Source organism: Rhodococcus sp. LB1 (assembly GCF_001583455.1).
Taxonomy (GTDB): Bacteria; Actinomycetota; Actinomycetes; order Mycobacteriales; family Mycobacteriaceae; genus Rhodococcus_F; species Rhodococcus_F opacus.
On sequence record NZ_LTCZ01000290.1, the window covers coordinates 165,169 to 180,081 of the forward strand.

16 protein-coding genes and 1 tRNA gene are annotated in these 14,913 nt (G+C 67.9%); 11 read left to right on the top strand and 6 right to left on the bottom strand.

The window, feature by feature from the left end:
* Positions 1-90: 90 nt before the first annotated feature.
* Positions 91-816, bottom strand: a complete 726-nt coding sequence (locus AZG88_RS30290; protein ID WP_005248772.1) for a dienelactone hydrolase family protein — start codon at positions 814-816, stop codon at positions 91-93.
* A 61-nt stretch (positions 817-877) separates the two neighbouring features.
* Here AZG88_RS30290 and hisC point away from each other — a divergent pair, with 61 nt between their 5' ends.
* On the top strand, positions 878-1,954 hold the full coding sequence (gene hisC, locus AZG88_RS30295) for a histidinol-phosphate transaminase (protein ID WP_025431674.1): 1,077 nt from the start codon (positions 878-880) through the stop codon (positions 1,952-1,954).
* Positions 1,955-2,042: 88 nt separating this feature from the next.
* Entirely contained in the window at positions 2,043-3,743 is a 1,701-nt protein-coding gene (locus AZG88_RS30300) for a bifunctional metallophosphatase/5'-nucleotidase (protein ID WP_061699978.1), read from the top strand.
* A gap of 9 nt (positions 3,744-3,752) precedes the next feature.
* Here AZG88_RS30300 and AZG88_RS30305 read toward each other — a convergent pair whose 3' ends face one another.
* Both AZG88_RS30305 and AZG88_RS30310 read right to left on the bottom strand, forming a co-directional pair.
* On the bottom strand, positions 3,753-4,754 hold the full coding sequence (locus AZG88_RS30305; RefSeq protein ID WP_061041046.1) for an alpha/beta hydrolase: 1,002 nt from the start codon (positions 4,752-4,754) through the stop codon (positions 3,753-3,755).
* Between the two features lie 309 nt (positions 4,755-5,063).
* Positions 5,064-5,696: a maleylpyruvate isomerase family mycothiol-dependent enzyme gene (locus tag AZG88_RS30310; protein ID WP_005248776.1), complete on the bottom strand. Its 633-nt coding sequence runs from the start codon at positions 5,694-5,696 to the stop codon at positions 5,064-5,066.
* A 142-nt stretch (positions 5,697-5,838) separates the two neighbouring features.
* On the opposite strand from AZG88_RS30310, the gene AZG88_RS30315 reads away from it, so the two are divergent.
* From AZG88_RS30315 to AZG88_RS30330, 4 genes are read left to right on the top strand one after another with little or no spacing between them, the layout of a single operon-like run.
* Positions 5,839-6,105 carry an ArsR/SmtB family transcription factor gene (locus tag AZG88_RS30315; RefSeq protein ID WP_231914261.1) on the top strand — a complete coding sequence of 89 codons (267 nt, stop codon included), beginning with the start codon at positions 5,839-5,841 and terminating at the stop codon, positions 6,103-6,105.
* A complete protein-coding gene (locus AZG88_RS30320; protein ID WP_061699979.1) occupies positions 6,105-7,088 on the top strand; it encodes a TIGR03086 family metal-binding protein in 984 nt (327 codons plus the stop codon). Before AZG88_RS30315 ends, AZG88_RS30320 begins: the two co-directional genes overlap by 1 nt.
* A gap of 24 nt (positions 7,089-7,112) precedes the next feature.
* Positions 7,113-7,904 (top strand): VOC family protein, encoded by a 792-nt coding sequence (locus tag AZG88_RS30325; RefSeq protein WP_005253264.1) that lies wholly within the window; start codon positions 7,113-7,115, stop codon positions 7,902-7,904.
* 3 nt (positions 7,905-7,907) lie between these two features.
* Complete coding sequence (locus tag AZG88_RS30330; protein WP_061041042.1) at positions 7,908-8,270, top strand: TfoX/Sxy family protein; 363 nt, start codon at positions 7,908-7,910, stop codon at positions 8,268-8,270.
* A gap of 53 nt (positions 8,271-8,323) precedes the next feature.
* Here AZG88_RS30330 and AZG88_RS30335 read toward each other — a convergent pair.
* Both AZG88_RS30335 and AZG88_RS30340 read right to left on the bottom strand, forming a co-directional pair.
* Positions 8,324-8,411: transfer RNA gene (locus tag AZG88_RS30335), tRNA-Ser, on the bottom strand.
* Between the two features lie 42 nt (positions 8,412-8,453).
* Entirely contained in the window at positions 8,454-8,936 is a 483-nt protein-coding gene (locus AZG88_RS30340) for a MarR family winged helix-turn-helix transcriptional regulator (RefSeq protein WP_005248780.1), read from the bottom strand.
* 122 nt (positions 8,937-9,058) lie between these two features.
* Between AZG88_RS30340 and AZG88_RS30345 the strand changes: the two genes are divergently transcribed.
* A complete protein-coding gene (locus AZG88_RS30345; RefSeq protein ID WP_061700060.1) occupies positions 9,059-10,054 on the top strand; it encodes an NAD(P)H-quinone oxidoreductase in 996 nt (331 codons plus the stop codon).
* 101 nt (positions 10,055-10,155) lie between these two features.
* On the opposite strand, the gene AZG88_RS30350 is transcribed toward AZG88_RS30345, so the two are convergent.
* Positions 10,156-11,358, bottom strand: coding sequence for a cysteine desulfurase-like protein (locus tag AZG88_RS30350; RefSeq protein ID WP_025431672.1), 1,203 nt, complete (start codon positions 11,356-11,358; stop codon positions 10,156-10,158).
* 133 nt (positions 11,359-11,491) lie between these two features.
* Between AZG88_RS30350 and AZG88_RS30355 the strand changes: the two genes are divergently transcribed.
* Genes AZG88_RS30355 through glfT1 form a run of 4 tightly spaced genes read left to right on the top strand, consistent with a single transcriptional unit; the run spans position 11,492 to position 14,814 of the window.
* Entirely contained in the window at positions 11,492-12,076 is a 585-nt protein-coding gene (locus AZG88_RS30355; protein WP_005248783.1) for a bacterial proteasome activator family protein, read from the top strand.
* Between the two features lie 48 nt (positions 12,077-12,124).
* Positions 12,125-12,997, top strand: a complete 873-nt coding sequence (gene wzm, locus AZG88_RS30360) for a galactan export ABC transporter permease subunit Wzm/RfbD (protein ID WP_012691162.1) — start codon at positions 12,125-12,127, stop codon at positions 12,995-12,997.
* Between the two features lie 12 nt (positions 12,998-13,009).
* Complete coding sequence (wzt, locus tag AZG88_RS30365; RefSeq protein WP_011596606.1) at positions 13,010-13,906, top strand: galactan export ABC transporter ATP-binding subunit Wzt/RfbE; 897 nt, start codon at positions 13,010-13,012, stop codon at positions 13,904-13,906.
* Positions 13,903-14,814 carry a galactofuranosyltransferase GlfT1 gene (gene glfT1, locus AZG88_RS30370; RefSeq protein WP_061699980.1) on the top strand — a complete coding sequence of 304 codons (912 nt, stop codon included), beginning with the start codon at positions 13,903-13,905 and terminating at the stop codon, positions 14,812-14,814. Before wzt ends, glfT1 begins: the two co-directional genes overlap by 4 nt.
* Positions 14,815-14,913: the final 99 nt, after the last annotated feature.

Genomic DNA, 14,913 nt, shown 5'->3' on the forward strand with positions numbered 1-14,913 from the left:
TTCCGATCCCTTCGGACCGCCGGTGCGAAAGATTACACACCTTTCCACCACAAAGGCAAAACGGCTGGTCAGAGCGCAACGATGGTCGCTTTATCGCAGGTGGCTGTCGAACCAGTCGAAGATCCGCCGCTGCGCGTCGACGATGGCCTGGGCCCCCGGGTCGTCGTCCCTGCCGTCGGGTACCTGAGGCGGTTCGTCGGCCCGATGCGCGAGGCCGGCATAACTCACGACGAGCCCCGCGACGTCCGACTTGGCGGTGGCGTCGCGCAGCAGCTCGACCTGATCGGGTGGCGTGGACGGATCGTCCTCCCCGTACAGACCGAGCCACGGGGCCTTCAGGTCGGGTGCGGCGTGCACCAGCGCAGGCGCGTCATCCGACAGGGGCTCGACGATGCCGCGGGCGGCGACACTCACCGCGGCGCCGACGGGACGCGTCGTGGCGACGAGCAGGGCGGCGGTTCCGGCGTCGTCGAAACCCAGCACCCCTACACAGTCGGCGTAGATGCCCCGCGCGATCAGCCAGTCGAAGGTGGCGTCGAAGTCGGCGAACAGGGCGTCGCCGAACACCTCGACATCGCTCGGCGCCGGTTCCCGGTGGAAGAGGTGCGGCGCTACCGTCACCCACCCCTCCATCGCGAGCGAGCGCATCAGATCGAGGAGAGGTTCGCTGAAGGTACGCGACTCGTGCAGGACCACGATCCCGCCCCGCGCCGGACCGTCCGGTTCCACCGCGGTGAGCGGAACACGCATCTGAGGGCTTTCCGGCGCGTCTCCGGACGTCCGCAGGGCTGCACTGTCCCTGAAGAATCCCGACATGCCACTACCTTGGCACGAAGGGGGCGTCGGCGCAGTGGATCGGGAGGCGCATAATCGCCTGGTGACTCCGCGAACCAGGGCAGACCTCGAGACGATTCCGGCCTACATCCCCGGCAAGAACTTTCCGGGCGCGATCAAGCTGGCGAGCAACGAGACCACACTGGGGCCGTTGCCGAGCGTGCGCGACGCCATCGCGGAGGCCGCCGGCAACGCCAACCGTTACCCGGACAACGGCCATGTCGCCCTGATCGCGGCGCTCGCCGGCCACCTCGGGGTGGCCACCGAGAACATCGCCGCAGGTTGCGGTTCGGTGAGCCTGTGCCAGGAGTTGGTCCAGGCCACGTGCAACGACGGTGACGAGGTCATCTTCGCGTGGCGGTCGTTCGAGGCCTACCCCGTGGTCACGCAGGTGGCCGGGGCGAAGCCCGTCAAGGTTCCGCTCACCGCCGACCACGGTCACGACCTCGACGCGATGCTGGCCGCGATCACCGACCGCACCCGGCTGATCTTCGTCTGCAACCCGAACAACCCCACCGGCAACGCGCTGACGAAGGCCGAACTCGAGCGGTTCCTCGACGCCGTCCCCGCCGACGTTCTGGTGGCCCTCGACGAGGCCTACTTCGAGTACAACCGGTCCGACGCCGACGGCATCGAACTGTTCCGCGGACGCCCCAACGTGGTGGTGCTGCGCACGTTCTCCAAGGCCTACGGCCTCGCCGGCATCCGCGTGGGGTACGCGGTCGCCGATCCCGCGGTGGTCACCGCGCTGACCAAGGTGCACATCGCGTTCGCGGTCAATGCCGTCGCGCAGGCCGCCGCCATCGCGTCGCTGGCCGCGTCCGGAGAACTGCTGGCACGCACGGACGGCGTCGTCGCCGAGCGGAACCGGGTGCGCGACTCCCTGCTCGCCGCCGGGTACGAGGTGCCCGAATCGGCCGCCAACTTCGTCTACCTCCCGTTGGGTACCCACTCCGGAGCGTTCGCGGCCGCCAGCGCCGAGGCCGGGGTGCTGCTGCGCCCGTACGGCGACGACGGCGTGCGGATCACGATCGGCGATCCCGCGGAGAACGACGCGTTCCTCGCCTTCGCGACGAGCACCGAGGCGCGCTCGATCGCGAACGTCGCGGTCCGCGCGTAACGCTCGAGACGTAAACGTTACCCACGGGTATAACGCCCGTGACTCCCTGTTGGCAGACTCAGTGAGGTTTGCCGAAGGGAGCCCATACATGCGTCGCCCCGCCGCGCTCCGCACTGCCGTGCTGGCGGCCGGACTGGCGACGACGCTGGCGATCTCGGTGACGTCGGGGCTGTCCGCGGCGCAGGCGCAGGATGTGGCGGTCTCTGTCCGGCTCCTCGCCTTCAACGACCTCCACGGCAGCCTCGAACCGCCGCCCGGCGTCCGCAGTCAGGTGAAGCACGCCGACGGCTCGCTGGTCCCGGCCGGCGGCGCCGCCTACCTGGCCGCGTACGTCGACCAACTGCGCGGCCAGGCGACCCATTCGCTGCTGTATTCGGTCGGTGACAACTGGGGGTCGTCGGCGCTCGAATCCGCGATGTTCCACGACGAACCGACCGTGCAGCTGCTCAACAGGATGGGCGTCGACGCGTCCGCGATCGGCAATCACGAACTCGACGAGGGATACACGGAGTTCCGGCGGATGCAGACCGGTGGCTGTCATCCCGCCGACGGCTGCCGCTTCGGAAACACGTTCGAGGGCGCGAACTTCCCGCTCCTCGCGGCGAACATGGAGTTCGACGACGGCGCGCCCGCGACCCTGCCGTTCACCGTCAACTACGTCGAGGGAATCCCGGTCGGGGTCATCGCGACCATGCCCGCCGACACCGCGACGATGGTGACCCCGGAGGGGGTGGGAGGGCTGCGCTTCACGGACGAACTCGCCGCCGTCGACCGCACCGCGGATCTCCTCGACTTCTTCGGCGTGCGGGCCATCGCGCTGCTGCTGCACAAGGGGGCCGAACCCGTCGCCGACAACGGCCCCAACTCCTGCGAGGTGACATCCGGACCCGCACGCGACCTCGCGTTGCGGGTGTCCCCGAAGGTCGACGTCATCTTCACGGCCGACAGCCACCAGCAGTACAACTGCTCGTTTCCCGACCCGATGGGAAATCCGCGCGTCATGATGCAGGGCGCGTCGCACGGCCGCATCGTCTCGGTGGTCGACGTGTCGATCGACCGCACCACCCGCGACGTCCTGCGCGACCGCGCGTCGGCATTCAATCAGGTGGTGACCCACGACATCCCGTCGGACCCCGACATCCAGGCGCTCGCCGACGGTGCCGCCGCCCAGGCCTCCGAGATCGGTGCGGCGCGCGTGGCGTCGTTGACGGGCGACCTCACCCGCGACGAGACCGGCAGCGGCGAGTCCACCCTCGGAAACGTCGTCGCAGACGCCCAGCTGGCGGCCGGATCCGGGCACGGCGCCCAGGTGGCACTCACCAACCCCGGTGGACTCCGCGAGGATCTGCTGCGCGGCCCGGACGGCGCCGTCACCTACGGGCAGACCTACGCCGCTCAACCCTTCGGTAACACCCTCGAGGTCCTGACGGTCACCGGCACGACCCTGAAGCGTGCCCTCGAGCAACAGTTCCAGCCGCGGGGAGACGGCACGATCACGGAGCGGATCCTCGCGCCGTCGAGTTCGCTGACGTACACCATGAACCGTTCGGCGACTGTCGGCGAACGCATCTCGGACATCCGGGTGAACGGCGACGCCGTCGTCCCCGAGGGCACCTACCGGGTGGCCGTCAACAAGTTCCTCGCCGACGGCGGCGACGGCTTCGACGCCTTCCGCACCCGCGCCGAGGCCGTGCACGCGGGCTGCGACCTCGACGTGTTCACCGCATATCTGGGGACGACTTCACCGGTGACGCCGCCGAACACCGACCGGATCACCGTGGTCGGATAGGGACGCCGGTCAGACGCCGAGCGCGCTCTTCAGGACGGGCCAGGACGTGCGCAGTTCGTCCTGCCAGTACGGCCACGAATGCGTGCCGACGTTGCGGTAGATGAACGTCGCCGGGATCGCGAGGTGGGTCAGGCGCTGCTGGAACGTCTGCGTGCAGACGTTCGCCGCCGCCTCGAGGGGGCCACCCACCGCGATCGTGGACGCGATGTCTCCGCTGATCTCGTACGGTCCGGGAAGCCCGTTGCCCGTCGAGATGTAGATCTGCTTGCCGCGCAGGGCTTCGGCGTTCACCGAGGGGTCGTGAGCGGTCCAGGCCGGATCGGTGTCGGGACCCCACATGTTGGCCGGGTTGCCGCCCTTGAACGCCACCGTGCCCCGCACCGAGTCCCGCGAGCTGGGCTGGGTGTTGTCGAGGCATCCGCTGTAGGCGGCGAGCCCGCGGTAGAGCTGCGGGTGCCGGGTGACGAGGTTGGCGGCACCCATCGCGCCCATCGACACACCCGCGACGGCGTTCACGCCGTTGCCGCTGAAGTTCTTGTCGATGATCGGCGGGAGTTCGTTGGCCAGGAACGTCTCCCACTTGTTGACACCCAGCGTGGGGTCGGGCTGCTGCCAGTCGGTGTAGTAGCTGGCGGTGCCGCCCACCGGGAGCACCACGTTGACCTTCTTGTCGGCGAAGAACTGGACCACGTCCGTCTTCTGCGTCCAGGTGCTTTCCCGGAAGTCCGACTCGGCGCCTGCGCTGACCCCGTCGAGCAGGTACAGCGACGGCCTCGACCCGCCACCGGCGGGATGCAGCACCTGCACCTGCACGACGCGCCCCATGGCGGGGGAATTGATGAAGACGGCACTACGGGTGTCGGTGAGCGGCACGATCTTGTCGACGCTCGCGACGCCACTTCCCGGAGGCGCGACCGGCGCAGGCGCCGGATCGGCCACAGCAGTGAACGCCGGCCCCATGAGGGTCAGTGACACTGCCAGACCAACGGCAGCCAATGCTTCGCGACGCATAAAGAAATCCCTCTTCCCCGGACTGTGTGGACCCCGATTGCACAGTACAAAATGCGTCCGGTCAACAAGAGCTTAGAGGTTTTGTGACAGCTGTGTGCTCCGGCGTGATCACGTTGTAGTCACCACAGTTGAGGGCCGGGTGGAGGCGCTCGGCCGCTGGGCTCCCCCACCCCTGTGAGCAGGGATTTCCACCGGCAGTCCCGGCTCATCCGCCTCGACAGCCACACCCGTTTCACGCAGTCGCAACCCCTTCTGGGGCCCGAATACGGGTGCGGCCACGCAGAAGGGGTGGTGGTGGATGCCGGGCCGTTACTTCGGCAGGGCGGACTTCAGCTGGTCGAGACCGTCGCCGCTGAGTTCGTCGAGGGCGGCGCGGCGACCCGTCATCGCCAGCACGAGCGCCAGCATCGGGCCGGAGACCTCGGGTCCCGATCCGGTGGACCAGTCGGTGTCGGTTGCCCGCAGTGTCAGTCCCGCGACCCGGGATTTCGACCCGATCAGCAGGTTCGAGTTCTTGTAGAAGTCGGCGACGCGGACGACCGCGTCCATCGGGTACTCGTGTGCGATGCCGAGCGGTCGGCGGATGTCCTCGGCGTGGACGATCATCTCGCCCAGCATGGCGTCGATCGGGCCGGGCGGATGCGTGGAGTCACCCATGTGCGCCCGGAACTCGTCGAGCGACTCCGCCGGTGTTCCTTCCTCTTCGTGTGCGATGTCCTTCTCGAACATGGTGTTGATCCGGAATCCCGACCCGACGAGCTTTCCGACGAACTTCGGCGGCGTCATCTTCTCCGTCGCCGTCATGTGCGCGAACACGTCCCGCACGGTCCACCGTTCGCAGAGCGACGGCGTCGACCACTGTGTATCGGTCAGCGGTTCGAGGTCGTCCACCAATGCGCGGCGTTCGTCGTGAATCGTGGGCCAGGGGCTTGACGTTGTCATTTCTCACTCCCTCGTCGCTCTGAATTCTCCCACCTCACGACCGCTGCGGCGAGACCCATTGCACAACGCGTTAGTCACGACTAACGTATTGATCGTGCTCGATCAGTTGGAAGTCGCAGCTGAGCCCACCCGGAGACGCCTCATGCAACTGCTGACATCAGGTGAACAGACCGTCAACAACCTCGCCGCACACTTCCCCGCGAGCCGGTCGGCGATCTCGCAACATCTCCGGGTGCTCACCGAGGCCGGGCTGGTCACTGCGCGTAAGGACGGACGCTTCAGGTACTACCGGCTCGACCCGCAGGGGCTCGTTCAACTCCGCACGTTGTTCGACTCCTTCTGGATCGACGAACTCGACCGCCTCGTCGCGGACGCCACCGAGGAAGCAGCATCCGAAGGAGACCGCTGATGCCATTCGACAAGACCGTCGTCGTCCCGCTGGACCCGGACGCCACGTTCGACCTCGTCACCAGACCGGAACGATTGCGGCGATGGCAGACCGTCGCGGCACGCGTCGACCTGCAAGCCGGCGGCGAGTACCGGTGGACCGTCGTTCCCGGACATTCGGCCGCGGGCACGTTCAGCGAGATCGTCCCCGGCAAGCGGGTGGTGTACACGTGGGGATGGGAAGGTGACGACGAACTCCCACCGGGCTCGTCCACCGTGACGGTGACGCTCACCCCCACCGCCGGCGGGACCGAGGTGCGACTCGTGCACGACGGGCTCACCGACGAACAGGCCGCCCGCCACGCGGAGGGCTGGAACCATTACCTCGACCGTCTCGTCGCCGCCGCGCAGAAGAGTGACGCCGGACCCGACGACTGGGCGGCCGTTCCGGATCCACTCGACGAACTGTCCAGTGCCGAGGCGACGTTGGCGGTCGTGCAACGTGTCCTGCGCGACGTCACGGACGAGGACATGTCCAAGCAGACGGCGTGCACCGAGTTCACCGTCTCGCAGCTCGCCGATCATCTCGTCGGTTCGATCACTGCCCTCGGTGGCGCGGCGGGCGCGACGTTCGACGACGACCCGGGCAAACCCGTCGAGGCCAGAATTGCCGACCTCGCCCAACCCGCACTCGAGGCGTGGCGCAGTCGCGGCCTGGACGGCACGGTGACGATCGGGACGAACAACCCTCCCGCCACCGTCGCCGCGGGGATTCTGTCGATCGAATTCCTCGTTCACGCCTGGGATTTCGCGGCAGCGACCGGAGGCGAGGTTGCCGTAGCCGAGCCTCTCGCCGAATACGTACTGTCGCTGACTCACAAGATCATCACGCCCGAAGGCAGGAAGGCCGTCGGGTTCGACGACCCCGTACCCGCCCCGCACACCAGCGACGCGGTCACCCGGCTCATCGCCTACACCGGCCGCCACCCCGCCCCGGCCGCCTGACACCTCACACGGAAAGGTCCAGTCATGCCCATCAAGTCGGAATACGCCCAGGGAACACCGGACTGGGTAGACCTCCAAACCAGCGATCAGGACGCCGCCAAGGAGTTCTATGCGGAACTGCTCGGCTGGGAGTACGACGACCGGCCGATGCCCGAAGGCCCCGTCTACTCGATGGCCACCGTGCGCGGCGAGAACGTCGCCGCCATCGCGCCACTACAACCCGACGCGGCCGCGGCCGGGGCGCCGGCGAACTGGAACACCTACATCGCAGTCGACGACGTCGACGCGACGCTCGCGAAGGTCCCCGGCGCAGGCGGCCAGGTTCTGATGCCGGCGTTCGACGTGGGGGAAGCGGGCCGCATGTCCTTCGTCACCGACCCCACCGGGGCGGCCGTCGGATTGTGGCAGGCGAACAAGCACATCGGCGCCACCCTCGTCGGCGATCCGGGCGCCTGCCTGTGGAACGAACTGAACACCGGCGACGTCGACAAGGCGCTCGCGTTCTACAACAGCGTCTTCGGGATCACCTCGTCGAAGATGTCGATGGGGCCGGAGTACACCTACACGCTGTTGGAGGTGGGCGACGACCAGGTCGGTGGATGCGGTGAGCCGATGAAGCCCGGCACACCGAACCACTGGCGGGTGTACTTCGCCGTCGAGGACGTCGACGCCAGCGCCGCGAAGGCCGTCGAACTCGGCGGCACGATCGTCGAAGAAGCGATGGACATCCCCACCGTCGGTCGCATGGCCGCCGTCACCGACCCGCAGGGCGCGATCTTCAGCATCATGACGCCCGAGGAACGTCAGGATCAGTAGACCGTGAAGATGCCCAAACCATCCGAGGAGGACAAACAGTTCTTCCGGTCGCTGATCCCCGACACCCCCGGCGTCGAGGTGAAGCCGATGTTCGGCAACCTGGGTGCGTTCGTCAACGGCAACATGTTCGCCGGACTCCTCGGACCGAAAGTCGGGGTCCGGCTGCTCACCGAGCAGGCGAGGGACGAGCTGGCGTCGTCCGACGGCGCCGGCCCGTTCGGTCCGGGCGAAAAGCCGATGCGCGAGTACCTGGCCCTGCCGGACCGGTGGCGTGGCACCCCGGACCGCGCCGCACCGTGGGTGGAGCGGGCGCTCGCCGAGATCGGCGCGCTCCCGCCGAAGCAGCCGAAACTCCGGAAGAAGTAGCATACGACAGCAGCCCTGACCTGGAGAGAAACCAGATCAGGGCTGCCGGTCGTTGGCGGAAGCGGAGGGATTTGAACCCCCGGTCGCTTTCACGACGCTCGCTTTCAAGGCGAGTGCATTCGGCCGCTCTGCCACGCTTCCGTGGGCGATCTTATCGGTACGCAGGCGCCGGCGGGCAACCGGTCAGCGGTCGCCGATGGCCTTGTCGACGCGTTCGAACACCTCGGCGAGAACCTTCAGCTGAGACTTGGTGAGCAGATCGACGAGGTTGCTCCGCACCCCGGCCACATGGGTGGGGGCCGCTTCGGCCAGGCGGGCGCGACCTTCGTCGGTGATGACGGCGAGCACCCCGCGGCCGTCCTCGAGGCAGGTGTCGCGGGTGACCATGCCCTGCGCTTCCATCCGCCGGATCTGGTGGGTGAGGCGGCTGCGGGAGGAGAGGACGCCGTCCGCGAGGTCGCTCATGCGCAGCGAACCGTCCGGCGACTCGGACAGCAGCACCAGAATGCGGTAATCCGCGAGGGACAGATCGTGTTTCTCCTGCAGATCCCGGTTGAGGACGTCCATCAGCCGCTGGTTGCCGTCCATGTACCCGCGCCAGGCGCGCATCTCGGCCGGGGTCAACCAATTGGTCGCGGCTTCGGCGTCGGAGGTTTCTGCTGTCACAGGTTCACAGTCTAGTAGTGCGACATTACTTTCCAGTAGCCTGCGGTCCCCGGGAACGCCGAGGGACCGCTGTGATCGCTCACATCCACCGGGCGCCGACGCATTTCGCTAGCGTCGTCCCCATGTATGCGATCACGATCGATCAACCGGGCGGCCCCGAAGTCATGAAGTGGGCGGAGCAGCCCGACCCGGAACTTCCACCCGGTCACGTCCTCCTCGACGTGGCCGCGACGGCCGTCAACCGCGCCGACCTGTTGCAGCGTCAGGGGTTCTATCCCCCGCCGCCCGGAGCCAGTGACGTCCTCGGGCTCGAATGTTCCGGCACGATCGCCGAACTCGGCGAGGGAGTGTCGGGGTGGTCCGTCGGCGACCAGGTGTGCGCACTGCTGGCCGGCGGCGGATACGCGGAGAAGGTGGCCGTCCCTGCATCGCAGCTTCTCCCGCTGCCCGAGGGGGTGGACCTGCTCGTCGCCGCGTCACTGCCGGAGGTCGCGTGCACGGTGTGGTCGAACGTCGTGATGGGCGCCGGACTGTCCCGCGGCGACGTGCTGCTGGTGCACGGCGGTGGCGGCGGCATCGGCACGCATGCCATCCAGGTGGGCGTCGCACTGGGGGCCCGCGTGGCCGTCACCGCCGGCTCCGAGGAGAAGCTGGCGCGCTGCCGCGAACTCGGCGCCGACATCCTCGTCAACTACCGCGAAGCCGATTTCGTCGACGAGATCCGCAAGGCGACCGACGGACACGGCGCCGACGTGATCCTCGACAACATGGGCGGCTCGTACCTCGACCGCAACGTCGACGTGCTCGCCGCCGACGGCCGGCTCGTCGTCATCGGCATGCAGGGTGGCCGCAAGGGCGAACTGGACCTCGGCAAGTTGCTGTCCAAGCGCGGCCACGTGACGGCGGCCGGTCTGCGGGGGCGGGCCGAGTCGGGGCACGAGGGCAAGGCCGACATCGTCGCCGACGTCCGCAAGCGGCTGTGGCCGCTGATCGCGGAGGGCGCGGTCCATCCCATCGTCTCGGCCGAACTGCCCATCATCGAGGCGCCGCGCGGGCACGAACTGCTGGACTCGGCGGACACCGTCGGCAAGGTGATCCTGACGATCCCGCGGAACTGACGGTCTGGCTGCTGCCGTCGCCCGATGTGACATTCGTCCACTCCAACGAAACGGATGTCACATTGGGCAGCGGGCACAGCGGGCAAAACCGGGCGGCGGGCTCAGCCCAGGGTGGCGAGCTCGTTCACGAGCTGGTCGATCTCGTAGCGGGTGGTGTACGGCGCGAGACCGATGGTGACGGCACCGCCCTCGTCGTTGACGCCGAGTGCGTCGAGCAGCCGGGAACCGCCGTGGACGCCGCTGACGGTGGCGATGCGCTTGTCGGCGAGATGCGACGCCACCTTGTCGGCCGAGACTCCGGCGACGGTGAAGCTGAGCGTCGGAACCCGGCTCGGCGAGCGCCCGATGACCATCACCTGCGGTAGCCGCTTCAGCGAGGACATGAGGTGGTCGAACAGGGTGTCCTGGTAGTTCTGCAGCGAGCTGATGGACGCTTCGAGCTTCTGGCGCCGGGAACCGGTGGCCGACTCGTCGAGGTTCGCGAGGAAGTCGATGGACGTGGTGAGGCCGGCGAGGAGCGCGAACTGGTGCACGCCCACCTCGAGACGTTCGACACCCCGCGCATACGGGTTGAGCGACACGGCGGGGATGCGGTCGAGGAGGGTGGGGTCGCGGAAGACGAGTGCCCCAACCTGCGGTCCGCCCCAGGAGGTGGCGCCGACGGCGACGACGTCCGCTCCGAGTTCGTTGATGTCGACGTGCGCGTAGGGGGCTGCGCCGATCGCGTCGACGACCATCAGGCCACCGACTTCGTGGACGCGGTCCGAGGCGACACGGACGTCGGGCGCCGAGCCGACGATCGGGGATGCGGCGGTGAGTGCGACGAGACGCGTCGTGGTGGTGATGAGGTCCTGGAACTGCCAGCTGGGGAGTTCGCACGTCTCGATCTCGACCTCCGCCCAGCGCACCTGGGCGCCGTAGCGGCTGGCGACTCTGAGCCAGGGCGCGACGTTCGCTTCCTCGTCGAGGCGGGAGAGCACCAGGCCGGTTCCGAGGCCGAGTCGCGTGCTCAGCGACTCCGCCAGCCAGGCGAGGAGAACGGATCGGTCGGGTCCGAGCACGACCCCGGCGGGATCGCCTCCGACCAGGTCGGCGACGGCTGCTCGGGCCGCATCGAGTACCGCCGCACTGCGCCGGCTGGACACATGTCGCCCGGTCGACGAAGAGGCAGACGCCCGGAAGGCCGTGGAGACAGTGCGCGACACCGCGTCCGGAATCTGCATGCCGGCCTGCGGATCGAGATGGATCCAACCGTCGCCGAGTGAGGGGATGAGTCCCCGAACGCGGGCAACGTCGTAAGCCATGCCCGACACTCTAAGACCCCAAGTCAATACGGTCGAAGCCAGCCATCGATTGTTGTGGAGTGCAACAAAGATGGAAAGGGCCCAAATCGGACGCACCTTCGCACTGCCGGGCGGGAACAGACAAGATGGAGGCATGACGAACTCGGAGAATGAACACGTCGTCGTGATCGGCCCCGACGGTCAGCCCATGGCTATCCCCGTCGCCGATGCCGCGAGCAAGCCCGAGGGCTCCGACGCCGCCGCGGACGCGAACGGGAACGGCGCGGAGTCGGTGGCCGACATGGTGGAGCAGCCGGCCAAGGTCATGCGCATCGGCACGATGATCAAGCAGCTCCTCGAGGAAGTGCGCGCGGCACCGCTCGACGATGCCAGCCGCAACCGGTTGAAGGAGATCCACAAGTCGTCGATCCACGAGCTCGAGCAGGGCCTCGCCCCCGAGCTGCGCGACGAACTCGAACGCCTCACCCTGCCCTTCACCGACGACACCGTCCCCACCGACGCCGAACTCCGTATCGCGCAGGCACAGCTGGTGGGGTGGCTCGAAGGACTGTTCCACGGCATCCAGACGGCCCTGTTCGCCCAGCAGATGGCGGCCCGCTCCCAGCTCGAGCAGATGCGTCAGGGAGCCCTGCCTCCGGGCATCAGCATGGGCAACCCGCACGGGGCGCACAATCACGATCCGGGGTCGCAGTCGAGCGGTACCGGCCAGTACCTGTAGCAACGGGCGACACAGCATGGAACTCGACTCCCGGTAGGCTCGGTGCCCGTGTCAGCATCCGCTATCGAAACCGAGGCCGCAGGCGGCCCGCTCCCGGCGTCCGATTCGCAGACCTTCCGTCGCGCGTTCAAGGACCTCAGGGACGGCTTCGCTCAGCGCGAGCTGTGGCTGAGCCTCGGCTGGCAGGACATCAAGCAGCGTTACCGCCGGTCGGTGATCGGCCCGTTCTGGATCACGATCGCGACCGGCGTGCAGGCCGCGGCGATGGGCATCCTGTACTCCGCCCTGCTCGACATCCCGCTGGACGAGTTCCTGCCGTACGTCACCGTGGGTCTGATCGTCTGGAACCTGATCAGCGCGAGCATCCTCGAGGGCTCCGAGGTGTTCATCGCCAACGAGGGGCTGATCAAACAGCTGCCGTCGGCGCTGAGCGTCCACGTCTACCGGCTGGTGTGGCGGCAACTGCTGCTGTTCGCCCACAACCTGGTGATCTACGTGATCATGCTGTTCGCGTTCGGGGTGTGGCGGCACCTGACCTGGATGTCGCTGGCCGCGATCCCGGCGATCGCGCTGATCGTCGTCAACGCGGCGTGGGTGTCGATCATGTTCGGCATCTTCTCCACCCGGTACCGGGACATCGCGCCGATCCTCGGCAGCATGACGCTGCTGCTGTTCGTGCTGACACCGATCATGTGGACGACGCAGAGCCTCGAGGCGCAGGGCGGGCAGGCCGCCGAGCGCGTCAAACTCGCCGAGTTGAACCCACTGTTCCACTACCTCGACATCGTGCGCGCGCCCATGATCGGTCAGGATCAGCAGGCGTACCACTGGTACATCGTGCTGGCCATCACCGTCGTCGGGTGGGCCGCCGCCATCCTCGCGCTTCGCAAGTACCGGGCCCGTGTGCCCTACTGGGTTTAGGGGTCTGAAGTAATGACAGAGCATGTGAGTATCGAGACGCGGGACGCCTGCGTCGACTTCCCGATCTTCGACGCGAAGTCCCGGTCGCTGAAGAAGGCGTTCCTCGGCAAGGCCGGCGGGTCGATCGGGCGCAACAACTCGGACGTCGTGGTGGTCGAGGCCCTGCGCGACATCAACCTGTCGCTGAAGGAAGGCGACCGGATCGGCCTGGTCGGCCACAACGGCGCCGGCAAGTCGACGCTGCTGCGGCTGCTGTCCGGCATCTACGAACCCACCCGTGGCAGCGCCAGCATCCGCGGCCGCGTGGCCCCGGTCTTCGACCTCGGTGTGGGCATGGACCCCGAGATCTCCGGCTACGAGAACATCATCATCCGCGGACTGTTCCTCGGGCAGACCCGCAAGCAGATGCTCGCGAAGATGGACGAGATCGCCGAGTTCACCGAGCTGGGCGAGTACCTGTCGATGCCGCTGCGCACGTACTCCACCGGTATGCGGGTGCGCGTCGCGATGGGTGTGGTCACCAGCATCGACCCGGAGATCCTGCTGCTCGACGAGGGCATCGGCGCCGTCGACGCGGAGTTCATGAAGAAGGCGCGCGTGCGTCTGCAGGCGCTGGTGGAGCGGTCCGGCATCCTGGTGTTCGCCAGCCACTCCAACGAGTTCCTCGCCCAGCTCTGCGACACGGCCATGTGGATCGACCACGGTCGGATCCGGCAGCAGGGCGGCATCGAGGACGTCGTCCGCGCGTACGAGGGTGACGACGCCGCCGACCACGTCCGCCACGTCATCTACGAGTTGGACCGGGAGAAGTCCGGGGTCACCGCTTCGGCCGAACGGGACGCCCGTAGCGACAGATCGAACGAGCGTCCCGTTCGCACGGCCGCGGAAGCCGAGGCGGAGTCCGCGTGAGCGCTGCTGCCGAGCGGATCGTCGGTGTCGTCGTCACCCACAAGCGCCGCGAACTGCTGGCGGAGTCACTGAAGGTTCTCGGCTCGCAGACGCGTCCGCTGGACCATCTGGTGGTCGTGGACAACGCCGCCGAGGACGACGTGCGTGCGCTCGTCGAATCGTCCGGGATTCCCGTCAGCTACCTCGGTTCGCAGCACAATCTGGGTGGGGCGGGCGGCTTCGCGCTGGGAATTCTGTACGCCCTCTCGCTCGGCGCCGACTGGGTGTGGCTCGCCGACGACGACGGCCGCCCCGAGGGTCCGAAGGTCCTGGAGACGCTGCTCGACTGCGCGCAGCGGCACGGGCTGGCGGAGGTCTCCCCCGTGGTCTGCGACATCGACGACCCCGACCGTCTCGCGTTCCCGCTGCGCCGCGGTGTGGAGTGGCGACGGCTGCGCTCGGAACTGTTCGTGGACGGCGACGACTCGGCCGACCTGCTGCCGGGCATCGCGTCGCTGTTCAACGGCGCCCTGTTCCGCGCGTCGGCGATCGATACGGTCGGCGTTCCCGACCTGCGTCTGTTCGTCCGCGGCGACGAGGTGGAGGTGCACCGCCGGCTGGTGCGGTCGGGGCTGCCGTTCGGCACCTGCCTGCAGACGGCGTACGTGCACCCGAACGGCGCGGAGGAGTTCAAGCCGATCCTCGGGGGCCGGATGCACACGCAGTACCCGGACAACGAGACGAAACGGTTCTTCACGTACCGCAACCGCGGCTATCTGCTGTCGCAGCCGGGCATGCGGAAGCTGCTGCCGCAGGAGTGGGTGCGGTTCGGGTGGTATTTCCTCGTCACGAGGCGTGATCCGCAGGGTCTGCGTGAGTGGATGCGGTTGCGGAAGCTGGGCCGTCAGGAGCGGTTCGAGCGCCCGTAATTCGGTTGCGTCCGGGTTCCGCCGGGTGGGAGCATCGTGGGGTTCCGGTCTGAGAATCTCGATGTGTCGCGAAGGAGTGAGTGTCCGATGACTGTCTCG